Source organism: Mesorhizobium sp. M0152 (assembly GCF_040322415.1).
In the GTDB taxonomy this organism is placed as follows: domain Bacteria; phylum Pseudomonadota; class Alphaproteobacteria; order Rhizobiales; family Rhizobiaceae; genus Mesorhizobium.
Genome location: NZ_JAMYTH010000085.1, coordinates 1 through 7,702 on the forward strand (window position 1 = coordinate 1; position 7,702 = coordinate 7,702).

At 57.6% G+C, this 7,702-nt stretch carries 6 protein-coding genes and 2 pseudogenes; 7 read left to right on the plus strand and 1 reads right to left on the minus strand.

Annotated elements, in window-relative coordinates; all coding sequences use genetic code 11:
• Positions 1 to 144 precede the first annotated feature (144 nt).
• Positions 145 to 501 carry an ArsR/SmtB family transcription factor gene (locus NKJ26_RS32770; protein ID WP_352699957.1) on the minus strand — a complete coding sequence of 119 codons (357 nt, stop codon included), beginning with the start codon at positions 499 to 501 and terminating at the stop codon, positions 145 to 147.
• Positions 502 to 1,478: 977 nt separating this feature from the next.
• Between NKJ26_RS32770 and NKJ26_RS32775 the strand changes: the two genes are divergently transcribed.
• The 7 genes and pseudogenes from NKJ26_RS32775 to NKJ26_RS32805 all read left to right on the plus strand — a co-directional run.
• On the plus strand, positions 1,479 to 2,216 hold the full coding sequence (locus tag NKJ26_RS32775; protein WP_352699959.1) for a GntR family transcriptional regulator: 738 nt from the start codon (positions 1,479 to 1,481) through the stop codon (positions 2,214 to 2,216).
• Positions 2,217 to 2,324: 108 nt separating this feature from the next.
• The gene (locus NKJ26_RS32780; RefSeq protein WP_352699961.1) at positions 2,325 to 2,525 is read left to right on the plus strand and encodes an FAD-dependent oxidoreductase; all 201 of its coding nucleotides are present in this window, start codon (positions 2,325 to 2,327) and stop codon (positions 2,523 to 2,525) included.
• A 526-nt stretch (positions 2,526 to 3,051) separates the two neighbouring features.
• A pseudogene (locus NKJ26_RS32785) lies at positions 3,052 to 3,252 on the plus strand (FAD-dependent oxidoreductase); the annotation flags it as partial.
• A gap of 386 nt (positions 3,253 to 3,638) precedes the next feature.
• A complete protein-coding gene (locus NKJ26_RS32790; RefSeq protein ID WP_352699963.1) occupies positions 3,639 to 4,673 on the plus strand; it encodes a proline racemase family protein in 1,035 nt (344 codons plus the stop codon).
• A 589-nt stretch (positions 4,674 to 5,262) separates the two neighbouring features.
• On the plus strand, positions 5,263 to 5,448 hold the full coding sequence (locus NKJ26_RS32795; protein WP_352699965.1) for a hypothetical protein: 186 nt from the start codon (positions 5,263 to 5,265) through the stop codon (positions 5,446 to 5,448).
• Between the two features lie 294 nt (positions 5,449 to 5,742).
• Positions 5,743 to 7,005, plus strand: a complete 1,263-nt coding sequence (locus NKJ26_RS32800) for an ATP-grasp domain-containing protein (protein ID WP_352699967.1) — start codon at positions 5,743 to 5,745, stop codon at positions 7,003 to 7,005.
• Between the two features lie 328 nt (positions 7,006 to 7,333).
• Positions 7,334 to 7,702 (plus strand): annotated as a pseudogene (locus tag NKJ26_RS32805) (hypothetical protein); the annotation flags it as partial.

The window sequence follows — 7,702 nt, forward strand, 5'->3', positions numbered from 1 at the left end:
CCGCTCCTGCCGCTTCTGTCTCTGAAGCAGCTCGTGAACGCGGCAATCAACCGCCGCCAAGGATGACCTCTCAGGGGTGTCGGACTGGGCGATGGTGCCGTCGGCGGAGTTGTCCATGTAGCTTCGCGCTCCAATTGGATTGACCTATTTCACGATCAGGCATGCGGTCCCCTTCGGCCGCGTGTCTCGTACCGCTTCAAGCCTTTGCAGGTCCTGTTTATGATAGCCGTCGCGATGGGGCAGGAGATCGACCAATAATCGAACCAGCCCGCCGTCGTTGGATTCTGCCTTGAGATGGTACGAGCGCCACGGAGGCTGTTCGTTGCAGCAAAGAAAGTCGGCTCTGGCGAGCAGCCGGACGTGTCGCGCAACCCGCTCTCGACACACGCCCAGAATCTCCGCCAGCTCGCAGACAGTTAGGTCCGCATGCGCACAAAGGCCCAGGATTCGAAGACGGTCAGGATGCGCTGCCGTGCGTAGGCGACTGACCAGTGTCGTCATTGGTCAAGCCCAAATGGAAAGACTGAATGCCCGTCCTACTGATCTTGTCATTTGGCGTCTCGGCAGATGCTGCAGTTTGCGTTGTTCCTTACCATTCCCAGCGGTTTGGAGTTGCTAAGAGTCTATGAAGTTCTTTGAAGGATTTGTTGCAATGCCTGCACGCGGATTGGCGTGGAACTGGTCGGGCCGGAGACTGACGAGCTTGCCCAGCGAGAGATCGGATTAAAACCGGACCTCCCTTTTTGTGATCAGTCTGTTCGAAATCGACCGCTGTAAACAGGGCGTAAAGACAGATGGTCAAATCGAAAAAAGCTGACTACCGGACAAGTGACCGAGGCCATGCTGCGATCGCCGTCGTGAATGCTCTTCGGGAAGACTTTGACCGGCCATCTGATCCTTAGGCTGGCAGCTCTCACCCAGAGCGCAGATTCTGCCAAGCCTGAATGGCGGCGAAAGACGGCTCATTCGAAATGATGCTTCACCCTCTAGGTTCAGGTTTCGAAGTCAGATAGGGGGGAATTGAGTGCCAACGCTCCGGTTAACTCAACGGCAAAGAAAGTTCTACCCATAGGCACGCTTGCCGCCGATGTCGTGCTGCCACACGCTCGCGCCATATCTACGGCGTGCCCTGCCGGTGTCCTCCCGCCGGTAGGAGGGCTGCCTTCACAGCGTCAGATGGGACTGATTGCTGCGCGGCCGCGCCTTGGATGAACGTCGCAATTAGTCTCTGCTTTGCCCGATTTTCGCAAGCGGGCCCGGGTCCTCCATTTTCCCCTCGACTTCTCAGCTATGGGACCGTTGGTGAAACCTTCTCTAGAGTCGGCGTTGCACAATGATGTATGCAGGTTGTCGACCTTGACCGGCACGGGTAATAGTAGGTAACCCGAACATCATGGACATGCCATTGAGCGAGGCCGTTTTGGCACCTCGGATGGTCTGGCTGATCAAGCTGATCTGCAGCGAGGATACGGACGACTATGCTAGTAAAAAAAGCGGCGGCGGGGCGAGAGACCGCGGTTCCCCGAGAAACCGGAAGTACCCGGGTCTATACCGAGCTCCGTCACAACATTCTGAGCATGGTGCTGCCCCCCAGCGCCCCATTGGACGAGGTAGGGTTGGGAAAACGCTTCCAACTCTCGCGGTCCCCTATTCGAGAGGCCCTGGTGCGCCTTGCCAGTGAGGGATTGGTCGTTACGCTTCAGAATCGCAGCACGATTGTAGCTCCTCTCGATTTCCGCAGCGTGCCCGAATATCTGGATGCTTTGGATCTTCTGCAGCGCGCTACCCATCGGTCAGCTGCCATTTGCCGCTCTCAGCGGGACGTAGAGGAAATCGAATCTACACTTGTGGTATTCGAGAAGAAAGCGAAGCTTAGTTTCGATACCGACGACTGGTTGCCTATGATCGAAGGTAACTACGATTTTCACATCCGGATCGCGCAGGCGGGCCGCAACCAGTATTTTGCCGGATTCTATAAGCGGATTCTGGAGGAAGGGCGACGGATGCTCTACTTTCACAGTGAATTCCTCTTCAAAAGCCTGGGTTCCACAGTAGGGCGCCTGAACCAGCACCATCGAGAAATGGTCGAAGCCATCCGCATTCAAGATGCAGACGAGGCCGAGCGCCTTGCCCACGAGCACGCGAGCCAGTTCAAGGGGGACTTCCTGGAATACATGGAGCGGAGCATCACCTCGAAAATGAAAATCGCCACCTGACGGAAGCCCTGTTCAAGCTTGTTGCTTGCCTGTCGACCGAATGTCGATTTATGCCATTTCGGTCGACAACGGCGCGCGATCTTTGATCGGCGAAAATGAGGGATTTTCATGGATGATGGCGCGAAATCTTGTGCCGTGGGTGTCGTTGGCGCTGGCATCGTTGGGGTCGCATTGGCGTTCTTGCTCTCCCGTCGGGACTTTGTCGTAACACTCCTCGATCGTGACGCTCCCGGAAGAGCCGGACCCTCTTTCGGGAATGCAGGACATATTGCGGGATCGGAGATCTTTCCGATCAGCAATCCCGGCTAGGGACCGCAATCCGTATGCTGGTCGACCCAAATGCTCCGTCTCCTTCTATGCTCCTAGGCTGGCGCCTTGGCTGTGTCGCTTCTACCTCAGTGGCAGGCAGAGGGCCTACCAAAGGGCGACAGAAGCGCTGACGCTGCTTAGCGCCAAGGCACTGCCTTCCACCAAAGCGCTGCTGGCAAAAGCCGGACTCGGGAACATGGTTCGGCACGCGCCAGCTCGTGAGTCGAAGCATTCGTTAGAGAGCGCCATCCCGAGCTGGCGCGCGAAACTCGAGCATTGCCGACTGGCGCGATCTCGCCGAACTTGAGCCATCCCTTTCTCGTGAGTTCGCGGGCGCCATCTTGTCGGATGACTGGGGTGCAGTCACCGATCCGTATGATGTGGTGACGAGCCTGTTTCAAGCTGCGATTGGCAGGGGCGGCAAGTATCGGCGTGCAAACGTGGAAGAGGTACATCCGGTAGAGCACACGATCACGGTTAAGGGCGAGGACACACCTTTGCTTGCCCGGGTGGCAAGTCTTGGTCAGGCCTTCGACCTTCGACCCGGGACTCGGTACCGATTATCTCACGATCTGCAAGAGAGAAGCGGATATTCTACTCGGCCGGGCACGGCCACTGCGGACTGAGCTTCGCTGCGGCCTCGGCGGAGATCATGTTGGAACTGCTGAGGCCAAACCGACAAGCTGGCCAGCCATTCGCGATCGATCGCTTCGAACGTCCTGGGTGATCCCCACCTTTTGTTCCCGGCCCGGGCCAGAACGCTGGCGTCCATAGGATCAGGGTTACGGCGGCCACAAGCTATGCGAGAACGTTGAGCCCCAGCCGCCCTCAGGTTGAAGTAAGCCAGTGTAGAGCTGCGCGTTCCCAGCTATCCTCGAAAAGCCCAACGTGCAAGGCCGACCGGTCTTCCCGTGGCCGGTCCCGACGAATTTCGCCGCCGCCAAGCGTCCGAAGAATGTGCTTCCGCGGAGCGGCTCCCGTACGCGCCCCGCTTGAAAAAGGTGCGCCGGTCTGGTATCCAGCGGCAGAAAGATAATTGTCGTCATTATGTAGACAAAGCTGAACCGAGACGCTTGTCCTGCGAGCGTTGTTCTCGAGTTTGAGGAGCCCGAAATGCGCTGGAGCAAGACCTTCACGATGGTGGAAGCACACGCCGAAGGAGACGTAGGTCGTGTCGTCACCGGGGGTGTCCTGTCGATTCCGGGCGAGACCATCCTCGACAAACTGCTTTACCTAAACAACGTCGACGACCGGCTGCGCCGCTTCCTGGTGAACGAGCCCAGGGGATGCGCGCAGATGAGCACGAATCTCCTATTGCCTCCCGTGCATCCCGAGGCTGACGCCGCCTTCATTATCCTGCAGGGCGACAAGGCGCACGCCATGTCCGGCTCCAACAGCATCTGCCTCGTCACGGTGCTTCTTGAGACCGGCATGGTCGAGATGAAGGAGCCCGAGACGGTCGTCACCATCGAAACCGCGGCCGGCCTCGTCAAGGCCGTTGCCAAATGCTCAAACGGGAAATGCGAGCGCGTCACTCTCGATATGCCGCCGTCGTTCCCGCTGCTGCTAGACGCCGAGGTAGATGTCCCGGGTATTGGCAAGGTGGTGGTAGACATTACCTATGGCGGCATCTTCTACGGGCTCATAAATCCCGAGCAGTTCGGCCTGAAGCTGACGACCGAGAATGCTAGAAAGCTGGTCGATATCGGCTGCCGTGTCCAGCGGGCCATCGACACCCAGATCGACGTCCGGCATCCTGAGATAGCCGGTCTGAGCGGGCTGTCCTACACGATGTTCGTCGGCTACGACGACGAGGGCCGGATGAAAGGCGTCACGGTCGTCCCTCCGGGCCGCGTCGACCGTTCGCCATGCGGCACGGGCAACAGCGCACGGCTCGCGGCGATGTATGCGCGTGGCCAGTTCGCGGAAGGCGAGAAGCGGCTCGCGCGCTCGATCATCGACAGTGAGTTCGAGGTCTCGATCATCGGAACGACCAAGGTGGCTGGCAAGCCCGGCATATTGCCTAGGATTTCCGGGCGCGGTTGGATTCACGGCATCCATCAAATCGGCGTCGACCCGACCGACCCCTACCAGCTTGGTTACATGGTGTCCGATTGCTGGGGCGACGCCTTCGACCTGCTCAAGTAACGTTTCGAAGCCGGGTCTTCGATCCGCGGTCGGAGCCTGTTCAGGAAGAAACTCCCAATTTCTGGAGCTATCCATCACTTCAAAAGTGAAGATCGTGACGGCCCTCAGCGGTGTCGGGGCTGAGCGTCGTTGGAGCCAGCTGTAATGGTGACCGGCTGGCAGGCCTGATCAAAGAGATTGGCTAGCGCGTGCCGGTCTGCGATGCCGGGATCATCGCGTCGGCCGAGCCCCTCTATGATAAAAGCGACAGCGAGATCGCCAAAGCCGTATCGACGAACTTCACCTGGCTGATGCAACTGATTGGCAATCGTTGCCCTACGTGATCACGCGGCAGCGCGGACACCTAGTCGACCTGATCTCCAACGCCCCGCCAGCGTTTACTCCGGAATTCGGCACGACAATGAAGCTGCGAGCGTTGCGCCAATCAGAATTGTCGCGCCACACCGGGACGTGCGCCATGGGGAATCGAACGCTTTGCGCAGTGCCCTGCTGCTCTCTGCGTTATCATCTCTCAAGGACGACAGCGTGGCTTACGCGAAGCGCCTGCCAGGCTGGCCAGCGAAGGGCTGGTACTTGATGAGTTGCTGCTATGAGTGAACACAAGCGAAAGCGGAAGCTTTATGAAAACGCTCAAGCAGGAAGAAGTGCAGGGCCTCACCGCCGACGCGCGCAAGCGGATTGGGTCTTCATCGCCTCCATCTACAACCGGCAGCGGCTGCATTCGGCGATCGGCTATTTAAGCCCGGAGGAATACGAACAGAAGCGTTCACGCTGACGACAGATGAAAAATGCAGCGTAAGTTTAACAAGGAAAACGTTTCTGTGTTTCAGTCTAGAGTTTACTCTATCCCTGTCCGGCTTTGCAAAGACGCAACACAAAAGTCTGAACGGCAACCGTTGCAACAAACTCGAAATAAAATTTTGCAGATTCTTAACACCGCAAAATCGTTGACGATGGTAGCCTTGAGGCAGGTCTGAGGTCAAACGCGGCTACAAATCAAACGCGGCTACAAAGATGCCGACAATCCTTCACACCGCCGCACGGCACGCACAGAAGGGGTCCACAGCCAATGGCAAGAGCGCTGATCCAACTTGGAGGCACGACAATGGGCTCGAGTCTGCTCTATGTCCAGGCTGCTCAGCGTCTTGGCCTTCAGCCAATTACCCTTTCGGCCGATCCAAGTCGGTACGACCATTTCGCGGCGAAAGGGGCTGAGACAATCCGTGTTGATACAGACGATCTGGATGCGCTGATCAGCGAATGTTCCCGGCTCCGAGCGACTTATGACATCGCCGGGATCACGAGCGCTCGGGACGCATTTTATGCGACAGCCAGCAAGCTCTGTCGGCACTTCGATCTACCTGGACCGAACCCGGAAGCTATTGAACAATGCCTCGATAAGTATACTCAGCGTCAACTTCTCGCGGCGTCAGGCGTTCCGATGCCTGCTTATCGATTGGCGGCCAATGCAGCGGAGGTAAAGGCCTCTGCCGCGGAGGTCGGACTACCGGTGATAGTTAAGCCTGCGGTGGGCAGCGGCAGCGTCGGTGTCCGATTGTGCCGCACTGCCGATGAGGTAGTCGAACACACGAACTATCTGTTGGGCGGGCAGCACATTTGGCAGTCTGCGCCAAAGCTACTGGTCGAAGAATTCGCACAAGGCCCCTATTATACCGCTGAGATAATGGGGAATGAGGTCATTGGGATTGGCACCGGTGACTTCGGTCGTCCACCGCATTTCGTCTGTCGTGGGTTCACCTACCCGGCACTGCTGAGTGATGACGAGCATGAGCGTATCGCCGATGTTTCGCTGAGCTGTTTGCGCGCTCTGGGCCTTGGCTGGGGGCCAACGAACGTTGAACTCCGGTGGACGATGCGTGGCCCGGTCGTCGTTGAAGTCAATCCGCGTCTGGCTGGCACGCCCTTTCCTCAACTCGTTCGTCTGGCTTACGGTGTTGATCTCATCACTGCGCACATCAACCTTGTCATCGGCAATGAATGGAATTTGCGCACAAGGCATTCGCACATTGCGGCCGCGCGGCATCTGGTTGCTGATCGCGATGGCACCCTTGATTGGATCGATGGGGAAAGCCAAGCGGCCGCAGTATCAGGTGTTGCCGAGGTCAAGTTTTATGTTGAACCCAAGACGCCGATTGTCAGAAAAGGCGACTATCGTGACTGTTTGGGACATGTCATCGCGGCTTCATCCAGTCTTGCTCAAACCGAGGCGATACTTCAGCGTGCCGTCGACTTGATCAGTTGGTCGATCGCTCCATTTCCGACCATTGACGAACAAAACCAATGTGCGGCCCCTAACCTTCCGAACTGGTGAAAAGAAAGCGGTTAACGGCAATCATCATCACGATGCCGCGTGAGCATGAGACGGGACGAAGGCGGGCGATCTGGCCCTGCAAGCGCGGGATCTCAGAGCCAACGCTTTACAATTGGCAGGCGACAGCCGGGTGAGAGTTCAGTGGGCAGGCACGCTGAAGCGAGTCATTGCGACAGCTACATCAGCCGCAAATCGTGATGTCAGCGACTGTCCGTCAATGAATGAATATGCCCAGCTGCAGGCAGATGGCGAAACGGTCACCCCGTCGCGGCCCGAACCTGGTGTGTGGACCGGCACGGCTTCGGCCGACATGTAACCAATTGGGTTGATGTGCAGAAAAATCGCACTTGTGGCCTCTGCTAAGCCTGGCACGACTTTTGAAACGTCTCTCGTGAGGCGGCAGGAGCTGGCGAGCGATATTTGTATCGCGGGTGAGATTGCGATCATTGGATCGAAGAAGGAAAGCAGCATGTCAGGTGAGGCAGCAAGTGGAGAGCGCGGCAGAATTCAGGGGGCGAAGTACGATTTCACGGCAACCTACAATCGCAGGTGGCCGCACGCCTATTTTCGGGCGCATCGGGCCCTGGACTATATGCTCCCAGATCGGGCCAAGCCGATCTTCGAAAGGATCTTTGCCGATTATCGACGCGTTCGACACAAGACGAAGTTGAAGATAATCGATGTTGGTTGCTCCTAT